Consider the following 17,293-nt stretch of genomic DNA (forward strand, 5'->3'; position numbering starts at 1 on the left):
TAAGAAAGCCCCGTGCAATGCGCACGGGGCTTTTTTGTTGTTAATCTATCAAAAAGCAGCGCGTCGCTGCCGGCTACTTACACCGAGAAGCTTTCGCCGCAGCCGCACTCGCGGGAGGCGTTGGGGTTGTTGAACTGGAAGCCTTTGCCATTCAGCCCGTCGGAGAAATCCAGCTCCGTGCCGGCCAGGTAAAGAAAGCTCTTCATGTCGACCACCACGCGCACGCCCTTGTCCTCAAATTCCTGGTCCATGGGCCGCACTTCGTTGTCGAAATCCAGCTTGTAGCTCAGGCCCGAGCAGCCGCCGCCGGCCACCGAAGCGCGTAGGCGGTAGGTTTCATCCAGGTGCGCGTCACTCATCAGACGCGTCACTTTTTCTTTGGCTTTATCAGAAACGGTAATCATGGCAGTAGGAGAGGCCAGGCCTCGCTTAGCTAACGGGAATGGAAGCGCAATTTAGACAAATTATAAACAAGGAGAGTAAATCCTTTGTTCACTCACGTTGCGGTATTGTGCTATTCCTTTTACGAGCTGGGGTTTAGTACCACACTAAATACCGTGATGGCGTTTAGGTCGCGGCCGAAATAGAGCTTGTCCAGCGCCTCGTACACGTTGTGAGCCCGGAAGTAGGACGTCTGCAGTTCCTTGTCGCCGCGGCTGCGCCATTGCAGCGTGTAAGAGCTTTCGGTGTCGCGGAAGCGCTTCACGTAGTCCAGCATTTTTTCCAGCGCGTCGGTTTCGTCGCGGCCGGTTTCGTAGCGAAACAGAAAGCTTTGCTGGTGCCGCGGGTTCACCGTAATCAGGTCCAGACGGGTCTGGCCTTCCACTTCGCGAAACTCAAACCGCAACTGCTCCGGCGTCAGCCCCAGATACTGTTGAATCTCGCGTTGCAGCCGCGCTGCTTCAAATTCATCGGTCATTATCTTATGCCGAAAGGTTAGGTAAAAAAATGTCATCCTGAGTGCAGCGAAGGACCTTATCACGTTCGAACAAGTCGTTCAATTGCGATAAGGTCCTTCGCTGCACTCAGGATGACAGCAGGATAACCAGATTAGTGGTGCGACAGCTCCAGGGCGGGCAGGCCGTTTTTCACGCGGTAGTCCGAGATGGCCGACTTGATGGCGTCTTCGGCCAGCACCGAGCAGTGGATTTTTACGGGTGGCAGGGCCAGTTCTTCCACAATCTCCATGTTGTCGATGGCCAGAGCCTCGTCCACCGTTTTGCCTTTCAGCCACTCCGTGGCCAGCGACGACGAGGCGATGGCCGAGCCGCAGCCGAAGGTTTTGAATTTGGCGTCGGTGATGGTGTTGGTGGCTTCGTCCACCTCGATTTGCAGGCGCATCACGTCGCCGCACTCAGGGGCACCCACAAGGCCGGTGCCTACGTTCTTTTTGCTTTTGTCCAGCGTGCCCACGTTGCGGGGGTTGCTGTAGTGGTCGATTACTTTATCGGAGTAAGCCATGTCTTTTTGAGAAATTTAGATGTTAGATTTTAGAACTCAGAACTTAGACCGAAAGCCAGAAACTTGGTTCTTGGCTCTCAGTTCTAAGCTCTAAAAATTAATGTTCCGCCCACTCAATTTTGCTGAGGTCGACGCCTTCCTTGAACATCTCCCACAGGGGCGACATTTCGCGGAGCTTGGTCACGGCTTCTTTTACGTGGTTGATGGCGTAGTCGATTTGCTCGTCGGTGGTGAAGCGGCTCAGGCCGAAGCGCAGCGAAGAATGGGCCAAGTCGTCGCTCAGGCCTAGGGCCTTAAGCACGTAGCTGGGCTCCAGCGAGGCCGAGGTGCAGGCCGAGCCGGAAGATACGGCTAGGTCTTTCACGCCCATCATCAGGCCTTCGCCTTCCACGTACTTGAAGCTGATGTTCGTCACGTGCGGCAGGCGGTGTTCGCGCGAGCCGTTCACGTAGCTTTCTTCCAAGGTCAGCAGCTCGCGCTCCAAGCGGTCGCGCATGGCCGAGAGGCGGGCGGTGTCGGCTTCCATTTCGAGGCGGGCCAGCTCGCAGGCTTTGCCCAGGCCCACGATGCCGGGCACGTTGAGGGTGCCGGAGCGCATGCCGCGCTCGTGGCCGCCGCCGTCCATCTGGGCGGTCACTTTCACCCGGGGGTTCTTGCGACGTACGTAGAGGGCGCCCACGCCCTTGGGACCGTACATTTTGTGGGCCGTGAAGGCCATGATGTCGATGCCGTCGGCGATGACGTCCACCGGAACTTTACCCACGGCCTGGGTGCCGTCCGTCATGAACAGGGCGCCGTGCGCGTGGGCAATTTTGGCGATTTCGCGGATGGGCTGGATGGTGCCCGTCTCGTTGTTGCCGTACATGATGGTGACCAGAATGGTCTGGGGCGTCATGGCGGCTTCGAGTTCTTCGAGGCTGATAAGGCCCTGCTCGTTCACGGGCAGGTAGGTGACGCGGCCGCCCAGCTTCTCGATGTGCTTGCAGGTGTCGAGCACGGCCTTGTGCTCGGTGGTGGCGGTGATGACGTGGTTGCCCTTCTGGCTGTACATCTCAAACACGCCCTTGATGCCCAGGTTGTCCGACTCGGTAGCGCCCGAGGTGAAGATGATTTCCTTGGGGTCGCAGTTGATGAGCTTGGCGATTTGCTCGCGCGAGTAGTCCACGGCTTCTTCGGCGGCCCAGCCGAAGGGGTGGTTGCGCGAAGCGGCGTTGCCGAATACTTCGGTCAGGTAGGGCATCATGGCCTCCAGCACCCGCGGGTCGAGGGGCGTGGTGGCGTTGTTGTCGAGGTAAATAGGGAGCTTAAGCATTGCGCGCAGCAGTAGTGACAAGTGGGAAACCAGCGAAAAGCCGATACCCAGCTAGAACACGGTTCCGGGGCAATCAGTTTTCTTTGGTTTCACAAAAGTAGATACAATCTAAATAAGGAAATGCGCGGACTTCTGGCGCCGGCGCGAATTGCCCGACAAAACTGCGCCTTTCCCGCCTCAGCAGCCACTGTGCAACCTTTTCTAAATCCCTATGCTCACCAACCTCGAACACCTCGGCGTGGCCGTAAACGACCTCGAAGCCGCCACCGCCCTCTACACCGCGCTGCTCGGTGCGGCCCCTTATAAGAAGGAACACGTGGCCAGCGAAGCCGTGGACACGGTCTTCTTCCAGATGGGCAGCTCCAAGATTGAGCTGCTGGCCGGCACCTCGCCGGATAGCGCCATCACGAAGTTTCTGGCCAAGAAGCCGGAGGGCATTCACCACGTCGCGTTTGAAGTCGACGACATTCGCGCCGAGATGGCGCGGCTGAAAGGGGAGGGCTTCGTGTTGCTGAACGAGGAGCCCAAGCGCGGGGCTGATAATAAACTCGTCTGTTTTGTGCACCCGAAAAGCGCGGCCGGCGTATTGGTGGAGCTTTGCCAAAGCATAAAGTAGCGTGGACTCTGCGAGTCAGCGCCTGAAAGAACCTAACTATTCCCGCCACGCGCGGACTCGCAGAGTCCACGCTACAAGCTAACCGTCGCATGAACCGTTTCCAACAAGAAGTAGATGCCGCTGTGGATGCGCTGTTGCTCCAGCAAGTCATTCTCTACCCCACCGATACCGTGTGGGGCCTGGGCTGCGACGCCGAAGCGCCTCCGGCCGTGAAACAGCTGTACAAACTCAAAGGCCGCGAGGCCGGCAAGCCCAGCATTGTGCTGGTGGCCGACTTGGCGATGATGAAGCGCTACGCTTCGGAAGTGCCGGCGGAGCTGGAAACAATGCTGGCGAATGATACCCGGCCGACCACCTACATCTTGCCCGCCGGCAAGGCCGTGGCACCGGACCTGGTGGCGCCCGATGGCACGGTGGGTTTGCGCGTGGCGAAGGACGAGTTCTGTTTCAAGGTGGTGCGGCGGCTGGGGCACGGGTTGGTGTCTACTTCGGCCAACAAGGCCGGCGAGCCGACCCCGGCCGTGTATGCCGAAGTGGACGCCGCAATCGTGCGCGGGGCTGACCATGTGGTGAACTGGCGCCAGGATGACGATACCCGCGTGGCGCCGTCGCGGGTAGTGCGGCTGGGTACGGGCGGACAGCTGGAAGTGGTGCGGGAATAGGGCCAGAAAAGAAAGTAGCGCGAACTTTGTAGTTCGCGTCCCCGCGCCGACACGACGATTGTGAACGACACGGGGACGCGAATTACAAAGTTCGCGCTACTATGAACACGCCCCAGTTACCTGAACTCCCCATTTTTCGCACCATTGCCGAAGCCGCGGCCGAGCTCAGGCAGCCCGCTTACGTCATCGGCGGCTACGTGCGGGACTTGGCCCTGGGGCGCGATAGCAAAGACATTGACGTGGTAACCGTGGGCGACGGCATTGCCTTGGCCCAGGCCGTGGGTGCCCGGCTAAAAGGCCGTGGCCGGGTGCAGGTGTTCAAGAACTTCGGCACCGCCATGCTGCCGACCCAGGAAGCGGGCGACATTGAATTTGTGGGCGCCCGCAAGGAAAGCTACCGCGCCGACAGCCGCAAGCCCGAGGTGGAAGCCGGCACGCTGGAGGAAGACCTCGCCCGCCGCGACTTCACCATCAATGCCCTCGGCCTGAGCCTGAACCCCGAAAATTTCGGCGAGCTGGTGGACCGCTACGAGGGCATGAAGGACCTGGCCAGCAAGACCATCCGCACGCCGCTGGGGCCCGATGTGACCTTCTCCGACGACCCGCTGCGCATGATGCGCGCCGTGCGCTTCGCCTCGCAGCTGAATTTTGATATTGAGCCCGACACCTTCGACGCCATTATCCGGAATAAGGACCGGATAAAGATTGTGTCGCAGGAGCGAATCACCGTCGAGCTGAACAAGATTATCGAGTCGCCCACGCCGAGCTACGGCTTTAAGCTGCTGTTTCAGACGGGGCTGCTGCAGCTCATCTTTCCGAAGATGGCGCTGCTGCACGGCGTGGAAAAAGTGGGCAACCACGCCCACAAGGACAATTTCTACCACACCCTGCAGGTGCTCGACAACGTGGCCAACGCCGGCGGCGACCTATGGCTGCGCTGGGCCGCCGTGCTGCACGACATCGCCAAGCCCGCTACTAAGCGCTATTTCCCCAAGGTGGGCTGGACCTTCCACGGGCACGAGGACAAGGGCGCGCGCTGGGTGCCGGGCATCTTCACCGACCTGAAACTGCCCCTGGGCGAAGAGATGCGCATGGTGCAGAAACTGGTGCGCCTGCACCTGCGCCCCATCGCGCTGGTGAAGGAAACCGTGACCGACTCGGCCATCCGCCGCCTGCTATTCGAGGCCGGCGAGGACATCGACCGGCTGATGCTGCTGTGCCGGGCCGACATCACCAGCAAAGACCACGAGCGCAAAGCCCGCTACCTGCGCAACTTCGCGCAAGTGGAAGAAAAGCTGAAGGAAGTGGAAGAAAAAGACCACCTGCGCAGCTTCCGGCCCGTCATCACCGGCGAAATCATCATGGAAACCTTTGGCCTGAAGCCTTCGCGCCAGGTGGGCATTTTAAAGGAAGCCGTGATGGAAGCCATTCTCGAAGGCACCATCACAAACGAAATGGAGCCAGCCCTGGCCTTCCTGTTGCAGCAGGGGGCGGCCATGGGACTGGCTCCGGAAGGAGGCGTCGTTCACTCACCAAACTAAGCCTGACTTCTGTTCTTCGGGGGTATAGATGCCGGTATATGTAGGAGGGTTGCCCGGCATTTATATCTTAACATAAAAGATTTTGGGCTACAAGCGCTTGATGCTGGACGGGCCCGTGGAGTCGAGGTCCACGTTTTTGGGCTGGCCGCTGTAGGCTATTTCGCTGGCGCCCACGGCTTCGCCCTTGATGCGCTCGGTGACGGCGACGCGGGCTTTGCACACGCCAGCTACCGAAACGGTGGCCGTGCGGGTTTGCAGGTTGGCCCCGGCCAGCTCGCAGGCCCCGGCGGCGTCGAGGTCCAGCACGTCGGCGCGGCCGGTGGCGGTGGTGCGGCAGGCGCCGGCCTGTTCCAGCTTCAGGGTGCCGTAGTTGCCGTTGAGGCGCAGGTGGCTGGCGCCGGCCTGCTCGATGCGCAGCTCGTCCTGGCGCTCGAAGCCGCCGAGGTCGGCCTCCACCGCGCCGGCCAGTTCCAGGCTCTCGATGCCGGGCATGTTGATGACGATGAGCACTTTCTTGTCGTCGCTGTTCCACTTGCGCCCGAAGAGGGAAGTGTTGTTGCGGGACTTGATTTGCAGCTCGTTGCCCTCGCGCTCCACCCGGATGTCGCTCAGCACGCCCTCGCGGCCGGCGGCTTCAATCTTGAAGGCGTCGCCGCGGCGCACCACCACCCGGTAGCCGCCCACCACGCTCACGCGGTTGAAGCCGGACTCGTCGAAGCTGCGGCGGCCGCCTTCGTAGCTGTTCAGGTCGGTGTCGAAGGCCGGGGCGCCGCCGTAGTTGAGCGTGATGCCGCGTTTGCCGTCGCCATCGTTGTCCGTGTCCTCGTCGCCGCTATCGGGGTCGATGTTGATGTTCACGTCGGTGTCGTCATCATCGTCTTCGTCTTTGCCCAGTTGCTCATCGGAGCAGGCGATGCACTCCAGCTTGTTGCCGCGCAGGCGGTAGCGGTGCTGCTCGGGGTCTTCGGGGCGGCGGTTGTCCACGAAGTTGTCTTCGCCGAGCAGGTCGTAGGCAAAGTCGCGGCTCAGGCGGAAGGTGCGGTCGCGGGGCAGGCGCAGGGTCACGGACAGCTCCTGGCGGCGGTACTTGGCGTCGGGCAGGAAGGAGAAATGGTCGTCGAGCACCAGCGAAGAGTCGCCGCTGGTCCGAATGGTGTAGTCGATGCTGGTGAGGGCGTTGCGGCGGGCCACTTCCTCGCTGGGGCCGTGGGCGCCCATGGTGCGCAGCACTTCCACCGTTTTGCCGCTGTCCACGGCGGCCAGGCGCACGTCGACGTGTTGCTCCCACTGCCGGTCCACGTGGCGCATGTTCAGCAAGAGCACGGGCGTCTTCAGCTGGGGGTAGCGCTCGGCCTGCTCCACGGTGGTTTCGTATTGAAATTCACGGCTTTGCTGGGCAATGACCGTCACGAGGCCCACGATGCTCAGCAGCCACAGGCCCAGCAAGGACAAGCTCACCGTGCGGGGCATGATGGAGAGGCGGAACAGCAGGTTCAGCCCGCCCAGCAGCAACGACAGCGCCGGAATGGCGAGGACCAGGAAGCCGGCCAGCATGCCCCAGGTGGGCACCCCGTTCAGCATCACGTGGGCCGGGGCATCGCCCAGCACAATGTTTTGCGAGTGGGGCAGCAGGCCCACGCCCGCGCCCAGGCCAATGGCCAGCGCCACCAAGCAGCCAAAGCCCATGATGGTGAGTAGGATGCCGGCCACAATGCGAATGCTCGAGCCCACGAAACTCACGGCCGGGCGCAGGTTGCGGGCGGCGTCTTCCACAAAGGCGCCCACGGGGCGGTTGGTGGTGGCGGGGCCATCAGCAAAAGCGTTGTTGCGGGCGCTGCTGTCGAAGCTTTCCAGCGTGATGTCGTCGCCGCGCATGCGCAGCTTGTCCGAGACCGTTTTGGCCTCGGGCAAGACTATCCACAGGATGATATAGAGCAGGAAGGTGAAGCCGCCCGCAAAGAGGCCAGCCAGCAGAATCACGCGCACCAGCGTCACATCAATGTTGAAGTAGGCGGCCAGGCCCGCGCCCACGCCGGCCACCTTGGCCGTGCCGGTGTCGCGAAACAAGCGGCGGCCGGCCAGCGGGCCCGTGCTCAGCAGCGCCTCGGGGTGGGCGGGGGCATCGTAGCGCTTGGGCAGCAAAATCCAGAGAATGATGTAGCCCAGCACCACCCAGCCGCCGAAGTCAACCCGCATGTCGTGGCGCGACCAGATGTTGACGGCCGGCGAAAAGATGGTGCAGAACACAAACGCCAGGCGAATCCAGAGCGGGTTCACGGCGAAGTACTGGGCGATGCCGGCGGCCACGCCCGCCACCTTGCGGTTGGCCATGTCGCGGTACAGGCGCTTGGCCTCACCGGTTTCGGGCGCGGCGGTGGCGGGGGGAGGCGTGGCCGTGGCGGTGCTGCCAAAGCCGGCCGAGGTGCGGGCCGAAGCTCCCGCCGCGTAGGCCGATTCAGTGGCTTCCTCGTCGTCCTCGTCGGCGTCGGGGGCGAAGTCGCTCACGCGGCCCATCTTGGCCATCATGGCGTTCACGTCGTCCAGGGAAATGACTTGCTGCACGGGCGAGAGGCGCGCCGAAAACAGCTCGGCGATGCGGCCCTCGATGTCGGCCACGATGTCTTCGTGGCCGCGGTAGCTGGCAAAGTGCGCCTTCACCTCGGCCAGGTAGCGGCCGAGCACCTCAAAGCCGTCTTCCTCGATGTGAAAGATAATCCCTTGCAGGTTGATGCTGATGTTCTTTTTCATGGTAAATGGCTGAAAAACGGCCGTTTAATTCTGGTGAGTGGAGAAGGGAAAAAGACGGTGAACTCAAGCGGCGGGCTTTGGTGGGGCGCTGTGCCGGATGATGCCCACCGACGTGGCCATTTCCTCCCAGGTGTCGCGCAGCTCGTTCAGAAACTGGCGACCGGTATCGGTCAGGGTGTAGTATTTGCGGGGCGGGCCACTGGTGCTTTCCTTCCAGACGTAGTCGAGCAGAGCGGCATTCTTGAGGCGGGTGAGCAGCGGGTAGAGCGTGCCCTCCACCACTATCATGCGGGCCGAAGTCAGCTCCTCCAGCATGTCGGAGGCGTAGGCTTCGCCGCGGGCGATAATTTCCAGGATGCAGAACTCAAGGATGCCCTTGCGCATCTGAACCTGGGTGTTCTCGAGTTTCATGGGCGTTGCGAATTACTAGTGGGTGAGAAACAGTACAAATGTATGGTAGGTACTTTGCAAAGCAAGGTACTGGATGAATAAATAGTTGCTTCGCTGCTAAATATTCTGTTAACTATTGATAATCAGTAGAAAAATTTTTGATTAAAAATCGCTGCCCGGCGAAATTTGGTGACCGTTGCCGCTTCAAAAGGGGACGCCGCCGAAAAGCGCGCGGCTTTGCAGCCGGCGTTGCGGGCCCGTCGCAGGTGGCGTTGGCACCGGCCGTAGCGCCGTTCCCCGTCGCCGAAGGCGGGTTGGCCCGAAATTCGCGGGTCCCACGCACTAAGTTGAAGTAACTTGCGTTGCGACGGCGCGAAACCTCTTCTCTTCTTTTCTATGTCCCAACTTTCCTCGGCTGCCCGCGGGCTGCTTGTGCTGGGTGCCACGGCGGCGCTGGCGTTGCCAGCCGCCGCCCAAACCAAAACGCCCAAATACAGCAACGAATTTCTCAACCTCGGCGTGGGCGCCCGCGCCCTGGGCATGGGCAAAGTGCAGGTGAGCCTGGCCACCGACGCCACCGCCGGCTACTGGAACCCTGCCGGCCTGGCCAACCAAACCCGCAAATACGACGGCGTGCTGATGCACTCCGAGCTGTTTTCGGGCATTGTGAAGAATGATTTCGCGGCTTTCTCGACCCCGCTTGACGACAAAAGCGCCATTGGGGTGAGCGTGATGCGCCTGGGCGTCGACAACATTGCCGACACCCGCTCGCTGCTGGACGAGTACGGCGGCGTGCACTACGACCGGATTACTTACTTCTCGGTGGCCGATTATGCCCTGCTGGTGTCCTACGCCCGGAAAATAACCAACGTGGAGGGCCTGAGCGTGGGCGCCAACGCCAAAGTCATCTACCGCAACATCGGCCGCTTTGCCAACGGCTACGGCTTCGGCATCGACGCGGGCCTGCAGTACAACCACAAGGGCTGGAACCTGGGCCTGATGGCGCGCGACGTCACCACCACCTTCACGCAGTGGACCGTGAACGCCGACGAGTACCGCAAGGGCCTCACCAGCACGCTGGCCAAGTCCGACAGCATCCCCACCAACAGCGCCGAAATCACGCTGCCGCGCCTAGTGCTGGGCATCGGGCGGCGCGTGGAACTGCCCAAACAATTCTCGGCCCTGCTGGCGGCCGACCTGGAAGCCACCACCGACGGCAAGCGCAACACCCTGATTTCGAGCAGCGCCGTGAGCGTGGACCCGCGCGTGGGCCTGGAAATTGGCTACAAGAACCTGGTGTTTCTGCGCGGCGGCGCCGGCAATTTCCAGAAGATTCAAAGCTTCACCAAAAACGCCAACAACGAGTACGAAAGCAACTGGAAGGGGCAGTACAGCCTGGGCGCCGGCGTGGCCATCAGCGGCCTGCGCGTCGACCTGGCCCTGTCGCGCCTGGCGGTGGAGAAGCTGGGCAGCGCCTCGCAAACCAATTCGCTCATCGTATCGCTCGGCTACGGCTTTAAATAAACCGGTCTTGCGGAGCCGCTGGCAGCGGTGGCTTCGTAATTCTAAGAAATTAAGTGTCTGCCATTTGAATTATTATGCATAAAAACTACGGACAGTTGTTGCAGCGGGGGAAGTGGTGGTTGGTGGCCCTGGTTCTGTGGCTGGGCTGGGTCCCGGCGCGGGCCCAAACCCCGGCGCAGGTGGGCAATGAGTGGATAGTGCCGGGCCAGACCTACTACAAGGTCAAAATCCTGAAAGACGGCCTCTATAAGCTCGATTACCAGTACCTTATCCAAGCCGGCATCACGGGCGTGGCGCCCAGCCAACTCCAAATCTGGCGGCGCGGGCGCGAGGTGGCCGCCTACGGGGGCGGCAACCAAGCCGTGCTCGACCCCACGTCTTTTATCGAGTTTTACGCCGTGCACAACGACGGCAAGCTCGACGTGGAGCTGTACAAGCGTCCGCAAGACCAGCCCCACCAATATTATAACTACTACACCGACACGGCCAGCTATTTCATCACCTGGAAAGCTGGCCAGCAGGGCCGCCGCATGGCGCAACCCACGGCGGCCGGCGGGGCGGTGCACCCGCACCGCCTGCACAACCAGCTAAACCTGCGGTTGGGCTTCTACATCGAGCTGCCCACCACCACCGACGTGTACCTGCCCTGGGTGGAAGCCGCCGAAGGGTACTTTCACGGGGGCGGCCTCACGGCCCCCAACGATTCGGTGATTCGGGCGGTGGCTCCTGCCGGGCCGGCGCCCAAGGTGGAAGTGCAGATGTACGGCGCCAGCAACAACTCAACGGCTCCGCTGGCGCACGCTGTGGAAGTGCTGGTGGGGCCAGCCGGCAGCGAACGCAGCCTGGGGGTGATGCGCTGGAGCGGGCGCGTGCCATACAAACAAACGTTTACATTGCTGCGCTCTGATATTGTCAATGGCGTGGTCCTCGTCACCACTAGGAAGGACGCTTCGGCGCTGCCGGGCGACGACTTTTACTCGTCTTATGCGCGCTTTATAGTGCCGCAGGCCAACCGTTGGTTCGGGAACCGGCACAGCGTGGTGTTCCAGAACGACTCCACCCTGGCCGGGCCCGCTACCTACGAGTTCGACAACGACTCCATTCCGGCCACGGTGGCGGGCTTCGACGTGCAGGACTTCTACAACGTGCAGCGCGTGGTGAGCACGGCCACCGGGACGCGTCGCCGGTTTGTGTTTCCCGCTGCTAACGCTGCCACGCACACCTTGCTGCTGGCCGACGAGGCCACTCCGGCGCGGCCGCCGCTGCCCGCCCGCCGCGTCACCTTCCGCACCATCAACCCCGCGCTGGCCAACTTCATCATCATCACGCACCCGCAGCTGATGAAGCCGGCGGGCGGCTTTTCCAACGCCGCCCTGGAATACGCCAAGTACCGCGCCAACCCCGGCCGCTCCGACGTGCCGCGCTACGACACGCTGATGGTCACCAGCTTCCAGCTCTACGACCAGTTTGGCTACGGCGACCGGTCCTGGCTGGCGATGCGGCATTTTGCCCGGTGGATGGCCGCGGCCAGCCCCGTCGGCAGCCAGCGCTACCTGCTGCTGCTGGGCAAAGGCCAGGAGCCGAGCGACGGCGGCGGACGGTTTTTCACCGACATCCGCTACGCGCCGCGCACCCTTGGCGAACAGGGCACGGACCTGGTGCCGACCAGCACGCGCGCGGTGTCGGACAACCTGCTTACGGCGGATTTCATGAACAACGACTTCGCGGCCAAGCTGAACACCGGCCGCCTCACCGTGACGACGCCGGCCCAGATAATTCTCTATTTGAATAAACTGCGCGATTACGAACGGGCCGGCGACCAGCCCTGGCGAAAAAACGTGTTGCACCTGACGGGCGGCACCGACACGGGGCAATTCACTGAATTTCGCAATTACGTAAACGCCTACAAGCAGCACGTCGAAAGCCCGTTGTTCGGGGGCCGGGTGGTGAACACCATCGAGCGGCTGATTGTGAACCCCGTCGGGAACTCCCTGCTGGTGGATGCCGATATTACAAACGACCTCAACGCCGGCCTGGGCGTCATCCAGTACTTTGGCCACGGCTCGCAAACCTCTTTTTCGCTGGACATTGGCACCCCCACGAAAAACCAAACCTATAACAACCCCGGCAAGTACCCCGTGATGATGTTTGACGGTTGCCTGGCGGGGAATTTGTACACAAAATCGCCCACCTTCTTCGAAGACTGGCTTTTCACCGCCAACAAGGGTGCCATTGGCTGCATGGGCACCACGGGGTTTGGTTTTCCCGGGTACCTGAACCTTTCCAAAGACCTCTACACCAAGCTGCTCTACAATGACCCACTTTGGTACGGCAAGCCCTTCACGGCCGTGTACAACGAAACCGTGCGGCAGCTGCAGCGCTCGGGCGGTGCTTTCGACCCGGCGAACCTCGACGACATCGCGACCGAGCAGCTGCTTGGCACGGTGTGGCACGGCGACCCCGCCATCTCGCTCTACGCCCCGGCCCAGCCCGATTTCCAGGTGAGCAACTCCACGCTGGCTATTCGGCCAGTGGGCCAGGACGTGACCGTTACGGCCAACTCGACCACCTTCTCGCTGCTGATTGGCGTCAGCAACCCCCGTCGGGTCACCCTCGATTCGGTCAGAATCCGGGTGACGCGAACGGTGGGCACCAACCCGCCGCTGCCGCCCTACACCAAAGTTTTCGCGCAAGGCCCCCAGGGCAGCGCCACCTACGATTTCCGCCTGCCCAACCCCAGCGGCACCAACGTGTTCGGCGCCAATACCTTTGCGGTAGAAATAGACTACCCCAACCGGGTGGCCGAGAGCGACGAAACCAACAACACCGCCACCATCAGCCACACCTTCCTGCGCGGCGGCGTAACTCTGCTCAGCCCGGCAGAATTTGCCATTGTGGGCAACAGCCAGCCCCGGCTGGTGGCCCAAACCAACGACCCGCAGGGTTCCTCCCGTGCCTACGAGTTTGAAGCCGACACCAGCGCCGCCTTCACCAGCCCCCTGAAGCGGGCGTCGGGCACCGTCACGGCCACCCTCACGCCGAGCTGGCGGCCCACGCTGCCCGCAGTGGCCGGGCGCGACAGCGTGGTGTGGTACTGGCGGGCGCGCTTCCAGGCCCCCAGCGGCGACGAGGACGCCAGTTGGGCGGTCAGCTCGTTCCGCGTCGTGCAGGGCCGGTCGGCGGGCGGGTGGTCGCAAAGCCACTACGCTCAGTTCCGGCGCGACCAGCGCAACGGCGTGGAAGTGACGCCGTCCGGCCACTGGGATTTTAGTACCCAAAACGCGCCGCTGCTGCTGCGTACCACCGGCGGCGGCCTGCCGGGCGCGGCGCCCAATTTTCTTGCTACCTCCGGCCTGGGTATTATCGCCAATGTGTTGGCGCCGCCCACCCTGGGGGGGTGTGCCCGCACTGCCCAAAATGCGCCCAATCTGTTGGTTGCCGTGTACGACGAACACACCTTAAAGCCCATTGCCGGGCTGCCCGCGACGGCCGTGTGCGGCCAGGCACCCCAGGAGTTTTACATCTTCGGCACCAACCCCGCCAACCCCGGCGACACGCTTAACACGCTCAACAACAGCGCCACGCAGCAAGCCCAGCTGACCAGCTTCCTGGCGGCCGTGCCCGATGGCGCCTACGTGGCCATGGTGAGCATGAACCGGCTGCGCTGGGCCAGCATCGCACCGGTGCGCACGGCGTTCAGCACCTTGCTGGGCTCGCAGCTCGTGAACCAGTTGCAGAACGGCGACCCCTTCGCGCTGGTGGCGCAGAAGCGGGCCGCCGGCGGGCGCGTGTTGCACGAGGTGGGCCCGAGCACGGCCGCCGGCTCGGGGCCCCGCTACAGCCAGCTCATCAGCCTCTCCGACACCCTGCGCACGCCTTCGACGCAAGGCACCATCACGTCGGTGCGCATTGGCCCGGCCAAAAGCTGGGAAAACCTCTACCACTGGATTCAGCGCGAGCCCAACGCCACGAGTAGCTACACGCTCCGGGTCATCGGCATCGATACGCTGAACCAGAGCCGGGTGGTGGTGGCCACCGTACCGGCCGGCTCGCCCAGCCGCGGCGGCTACTCGCTGAACACCATCTCGGCCAGCCAGTACCCTTACCTGCAGCTGGAACTGACCATGCAGGACACGCTGGGCCGCCACGCCCCGCAGCTGAAGGAGTGGTTCATTACCTACCAGGGCGTGCCCGAAGGCGTGGTGCGCCGCGACCTGGCCCAGCCCAGCAATGCCTACGACCCGGCCACGCTCGTTGGGCAGGCGTTGGGCGGCGAGCTCAAGATTCCGGTGGTGTTCGAGAACGTGACGCCCTTCAGCTTCGGCACGCCGTTGCGGGCGAAAATCGAATTGACCGAGGGAAGCACGACCCGCCCACCGGTGTACGTAACGCTTCCCCGCCAGGTGAAAGGCGATTCCACCGTCCGCTTCACGGCCAAAGTGCCGATGATTGGGGTGTTCGGTAAATTCACCACCAAAGTGACGGTGAACGCCGCGCCCAAGGCGCAGCCCGAGCAGTACCTGTTCAACAACGAGCTGAACCTGTCGGAATTCCTGGTGGTGGACCCCAACCTGCCGCCCACGCTCGACGTGGCCATCGACGGCCGCCACATCCTCAACGGCGAGCTGGTGTCGGCGCGGCCGGTCATCCACATTCAGCTCAACGATGAAGACAAGCTGCGCCACATCACCGACCGCTCGTTCTTCACCGTGACGATGCAGCGGCCCGGCCAGTCCGGAGCCACGCCCATTAACCTGAACGGCAACGACGTCGATTTCAGCGTGGACGTGAGCAACGGCAGCATTGCCCAGCTCACCTACGAGCCCGGCAAGGCCGCCCCGCTGCCCGACGGCATGTACACGCTGAAAGTGCAGGGCCGCGACCCCAGCAACTCGGCCGCCGGCTCGCAGGAGTTTCAGGTGAAGTTTGAGGTGGTGAACACCTCGCAGATTTCCAACGTATACCCGTATCCCAACCCGGTGGTGAGCAAGGCGCGTTTCGTGTTCACGCTCACCGGCCAGCAGCTGCCCAACAACATGAAAATCCAGATTATGAGCCTCACCGGCCGGGTGGTGCGCGAGATTTTCATGAGCGAGCTGGGCCCGCTGCACATCGGCAACAACATCTCGGAATACGCCTGGGACGGCACCGACACCTACGGCGACCGCCTGGCCAACGGCACCTACCTCTACCGCGTGGCCCTGGACGACCCCAACGGCGACTTCAAGCACCGCGCCACGGCCGGCGACCAAGCGTTCAAAAACGACTGGGGCAAGCTGGTGCTCATGCGCTAGCCCTGCTTGTCAACAAAAAAGGCAGCTCGAACGGGCTGCCTTTTTTGTTGACAAGCAGGGCTAGTAGTTACCGTCGCCGCAGCGTCACGAAGCTGAATGCATACGCGTGCTGCTCGTCGGCTTCGTGGCGCTCGCGGGTTTCTTCGCGCCATTCGGTGGGGCTCAGGCTGGGGAAAAAGGCGTCACCTTCGAAGCGGTGGTGCACTTCGGTGAGGTGGATGACGTCGGCGGCGGGCAGGGCTTCCTTGTAGATTTCGCCGCCGCCGATGACGCACACTTCTTCATCCAGCTCGCGGGCGCGGTCCAGGGCGGCCAGCACGGAGGCGGCGGTTTCGCAGCCGGGCGCGGCCCAGCCGGCCTGCCGCGTCACCACGATGTTGGGGCGTTTGGGCAGGGCCCGGCCCAGGCTGTCGTAGGTGCGGCGGCCCATCACCACGGGGTGGCCCAGGGTGAGGCGCTTGAAGTGTTGCAGGTCGGCGGGCAGGCGGCCCCAGGGCAATTCGCCTTTGAACCCGATAACGCCGTTTTCGGCCACGGCCACTACGAAAGAAACCATCGTTTTTTATTGAATAAAGAAAGAAACAGAACGTCATGCCGAGCGTAGCGAAGCATCTTTACCGTTCAACTAATCAAGATTGCTACAGCGGTAAAGATGCTTCGCTGCGCTCGGCATGACCTTAAAGGGCCGTGTTCTGGATAACGGAAATTCCTTACGAAGGCAGCTTGAAGCCGCGAAGCAGCTCCGCCACCGGCATGCGTTTTTTGCCCTCTAGCTGCACGTCCAGCAAGTCGAGCCAGGCATCGGCGGCCGCCACGCGCAGGAAGGTGCGGCCGTCGGAAGCCCAGGTGCCGGGCGCGGCCAGGGCAGCTTGGGCAGCATCGGCCGCAAAGACGCGGGCTCGGAATATTTTCAGCAAGCGGCCATCGGGCAGGGCGGCGAAGGCGGTGGGAATCGGCGAAAGCCCCCGTACCCAGTTCACGAGCTCGGCGGCCGGGCGCGTAAAATCGAGGCGGCCGGTTTCTTTTTGCAGCTTGGGCGCAGGGCGCAGGTCGGCGCGCTGCTCCTGCGGGACGCTGGGCGCCGTGCCGGCTGCAATGGCTTCGACCGAGCGCCGGGCCAGGGCCGCGCCCACGTGCTTGAGCTTGTCGTAGAGGCTGCCGAAGTCATCGTCGGGCGCGATGGGCACCTGCTCCTGCAAAATCAGGTCGCCAGTGTCGATTTCGTGGCGCAGGAAGAAAGACGTGACGCCGGTTTCCTGGTCGCCGTGCATCAGGGCCCAGTTGATGGGGGCCGCGCCGCGGTACTGCGGCAGCAGCGAGGCGTGGATGTTGATGGAGCCCAGCCGGGGCATGTTCCACACCGCCTCGGGCAGCATCCGAAAAGCCACCACCACCTGCAAATCGGCGGCGTAGCCTTTCAGTTCAGCCTGAAATTCCGGCGATTTCAGATTTATGGGTTGCAGCACCGGCAGGCCGTGCGCCTCGGCCGCCACCTTCACCGCCGAAGCCTGCAGCTGCCGGCCGCGCCCGGCGGGCCGGTCCGGCGCCGTGACGACGGCCACCACCTGCCCGCCGGGCCAGGCCAGCAGGCTTTCGAGGGTGGGCACGGCAAAATCGGGGGTGCCCATGAAAATGAGGTTCAGCATAGAATGGGGAAATAATACGTGTAGAACGTCATGTCGAGCTGGTCGAGACATCTCGCGTGCCACGCTTACTAGGAGGTGTTAACAGTAAGTAGTATATTT

Annotated in this window: 13 protein-coding genes; 5 read left to right on the plus strand and 8 right to left on the minus strand. The window is 62.5% G+C overall.

Features of this window, described 5'->3' with window-relative positions; translation table 11 throughout:
* Positions 1-77: 77 nt before the first annotated feature.
* The 4 genes from I2H31_RS18405 to I2H31_RS18420 all read right to left on the minus strand — a co-directional run bounded on the left by I2H31_RS18405 (position 78) and on the right by I2H31_RS18420 (position 2,773).
* Positions 78-404 carry a HesB/IscA family protein gene (locus tag I2H31_RS18405; RefSeq protein ID WP_196294524.1) on the minus strand — a complete coding sequence of 109 codons (327 nt, stop codon included), beginning with the start codon at positions 402-404 and terminating at the stop codon, positions 78-80.
* 119 nt (positions 405-523) lie between these two features.
* Positions 524-919 (minus strand): hypothetical protein, encoded by a 396-nt coding sequence (locus I2H31_RS18410; protein WP_196294525.1) that lies wholly within the window; start codon positions 917-919, stop codon positions 524-526.
* Between the two features lie 131 nt (positions 920-1,050).
* Entirely contained in the window at positions 1,051-1,461 is a 411-nt protein-coding gene (iscU, locus tag I2H31_RS18415) for a Fe-S cluster assembly scaffold IscU (RefSeq protein WP_190923982.1), read from the minus strand.
* Positions 1,462-1,558: 97 nt separating this feature from the next.
* Positions 1,559-2,773, minus strand: a complete 1,215-nt coding sequence (locus I2H31_RS18420) for an IscS subfamily cysteine desulfurase (RefSeq protein ID WP_196294526.1) — start codon at positions 2,771-2,773, stop codon at positions 1,559-1,561.
* 211 nt (positions 2,774-2,984) lie between these two features.
* Here I2H31_RS18420 and mce point away from each other — a divergent pair, with 211 nt between their 5' ends.
* From mce to I2H31_RS18435, 3 genes are all read left to right on the plus strand, one after another.
* The gene (mce, locus tag I2H31_RS18425; protein WP_196294527.1) at positions 2,985-3,389 is read left to right on the plus strand and encodes a methylmalonyl-CoA epimerase; all 405 of its coding nucleotides are present in this window, start codon (positions 2,985-2,987) and stop codon (positions 3,387-3,389) included.
* Positions 3,390-3,478: 89 nt separating this feature from the next.
* Positions 3,479-4,051 (plus strand): L-threonylcarbamoyladenylate synthase, encoded by a 573-nt coding sequence (locus I2H31_RS18430; RefSeq protein ID WP_196294528.1) that lies wholly within the window; start codon positions 3,479-3,481, stop codon positions 4,049-4,051.
* A 101-nt stretch (positions 4,052-4,152) separates the two neighbouring features.
* Positions 4,153-5,592: a CCA tRNA nucleotidyltransferase gene (locus I2H31_RS18435; RefSeq protein ID WP_196294529.1), complete on the plus strand. Its 1,440-nt coding sequence runs from the start codon at positions 4,153-4,155 to the stop codon at positions 5,590-5,592.
* An 87-nt stretch (positions 5,593-5,679) separates the two neighbouring features.
* Here I2H31_RS18435 and I2H31_RS18440 read toward each other — a convergent pair whose 3' ends face one another.
* Together I2H31_RS18440 and I2H31_RS18445 are read right to left on the minus strand one after the other, a co-directional pair.
* The gene (locus tag I2H31_RS18440; protein ID WP_196294530.1) at positions 5,680-8,340 is read right to left on the minus strand and encodes a PspC domain-containing protein; all 2,661 of its coding nucleotides are present in this window, start codon (positions 8,338-8,340) and stop codon (positions 5,680-5,682) included.
* 63 nt (positions 8,341-8,403) lie between these two features.
* Positions 8,404-8,751, minus strand: a complete 348-nt coding sequence (locus I2H31_RS18445) for a PadR family transcriptional regulator (protein ID WP_196294531.1) — start codon at positions 8,749-8,751, stop codon at positions 8,404-8,406.
* Between the two features lie 375 nt (positions 8,752-9,126).
* On the opposite strand from I2H31_RS18445, the gene I2H31_RS18450 reads away from it, so the two are divergent.
* Both I2H31_RS18450 and porU2 read left to right on the plus strand, forming a co-directional pair.
* Positions 9,127-10,254, plus strand: a complete 1,128-nt coding sequence (locus I2H31_RS18450) for a putative type IX sorting system protein PorV2 (RefSeq protein WP_196294532.1) — start codon at positions 9,127-9,129, stop codon at positions 10,252-10,254.
* Between the two features lie 74 nt (positions 10,255-10,328).
* The gene (porU2, locus tag I2H31_RS18455; RefSeq protein ID WP_196294533.1) at positions 10,329-15,548 is read left to right on the plus strand and encodes a putative type IX secretion system sortase PorU2; all 5,220 of its coding nucleotides are present in this window, start codon (positions 10,329-10,331) and stop codon (positions 15,546-15,548) included.
* Positions 15,549-15,615: 67 nt separating this feature from the next.
* Here porU2 and I2H31_RS18460 read toward each other — a convergent pair whose 3' ends face one another.
* Together I2H31_RS18460 and fmt are read right to left on the minus strand one after the other, a co-directional pair.
* Positions 15,616-16,104: a dihydrofolate reductase gene (locus tag I2H31_RS18460; protein WP_196294534.1), complete on the minus strand. Its 489-nt coding sequence runs from the start codon at positions 16,102-16,104 to the stop codon at positions 15,616-15,618.
* Between the two features lie 154 nt (positions 16,105-16,258).
* The gene (gene fmt / locus I2H31_RS18465) at positions 16,259-17,194 is read right to left on the minus strand and encodes a methionyl-tRNA formyltransferase (protein WP_196294535.1); all 936 of its coding nucleotides are present in this window, start codon (positions 17,192-17,194) and stop codon (positions 16,259-16,261) included.
* Positions 17,195-17,293 lie beyond the last annotated feature (99 nt).

Source organism: Hymenobacter ruricola, assembly GCF_015694525.1.
GTDB classification, from domain to species: Bacteria; Bacteroidota; Bacteroidia; order Cytophagales; family Hymenobacteraceae; genus Hymenobacter; species Hymenobacter ruricola.

Excerpts from the sequence above, each read along its gene's own strand:
- I2H31_RS18405 (WP_196294524.1), bottom strand. The coding sequence starts at position 404 with ATGATTACCGTTTCTGATAAAGCCAAAGAAAAAGTGACGCGTCTGATG.
- mce (WP_196294527.1), top strand. The coding sequence starts at position 2,985 with ATGCTCACCAACCTCGAACACCTCGGCGTGGCCGTAAACGACCTCGAA.
- I2H31_RS18460 (WP_196294534.1), bottom strand. The coding sequence starts at position 16,104 with ATGGTTTCTTTCGTAGTGGCCGTGGCCGAAAACGGCGTTATCGGGTTC.
- porU2 (WP_196294533.1), top strand. The coding sequence starts at position 10,329 with ATGCATAAAAACTACGGACAGTTGTTGCAGCGGGGGAAGTGGTGGTTG.
- iscU (WP_190923982.1), bottom strand. The coding sequence starts at position 1,461 with ATGGCTTACTCCGATAAAGTAATCGACCACTACAGCAACCCCCGCAAC.
- I2H31_RS18440 (WP_196294530.1), bottom strand. The coding sequence starts at position 8,340 with ATGAAAAAGAACATCAGCATCAACCTGCAAGGGATTATCTTTCACATC.
- I2H31_RS18435 (WP_196294529.1), top strand. The coding sequence starts at position 4,153 with ATGAACACGCCCCAGTTACCTGAACTCCCCATTTTTCGCACCATTGCC.
- I2H31_RS18450 (WP_196294532.1), top strand. The coding sequence starts at position 9,127 with ATGTCCCAACTTTCCTCGGCTGCCCGCGGGCTGCTTGTGCTGGGTGCC.
- I2H31_RS18410 (WP_196294525.1), bottom strand. The coding sequence starts at position 919 with ATGACCGATGAATTTGAAGCAGCGCGGCTGCAACGCGAGATTCAACAG.
- I2H31_RS18430 (WP_196294528.1), top strand. The coding sequence starts at position 3,479 with ATGAACCGTTTCCAACAAGAAGTAGATGCCGCTGTGGATGCGCTGTTG.
- I2H31_RS18445 (WP_196294531.1), bottom strand. The coding sequence starts at position 8,751 with ATGAAACTCGAGAACACCCAGGTTCAGATGCGCAAGGGCATCCTTGAG.
- fmt (WP_196294535.1), bottom strand. The coding sequence starts at position 17,194 with ATGCTGAACCTCATTTTCATGGGCACCCCCGATTTTGCCGTGCCCACC.
- I2H31_RS18420 (WP_196294526.1), bottom strand. The coding sequence starts at position 2,773 with ATGCTTAAGCTCCCTATTTACCTCGACAACAACGCCACCACGCCCCTC.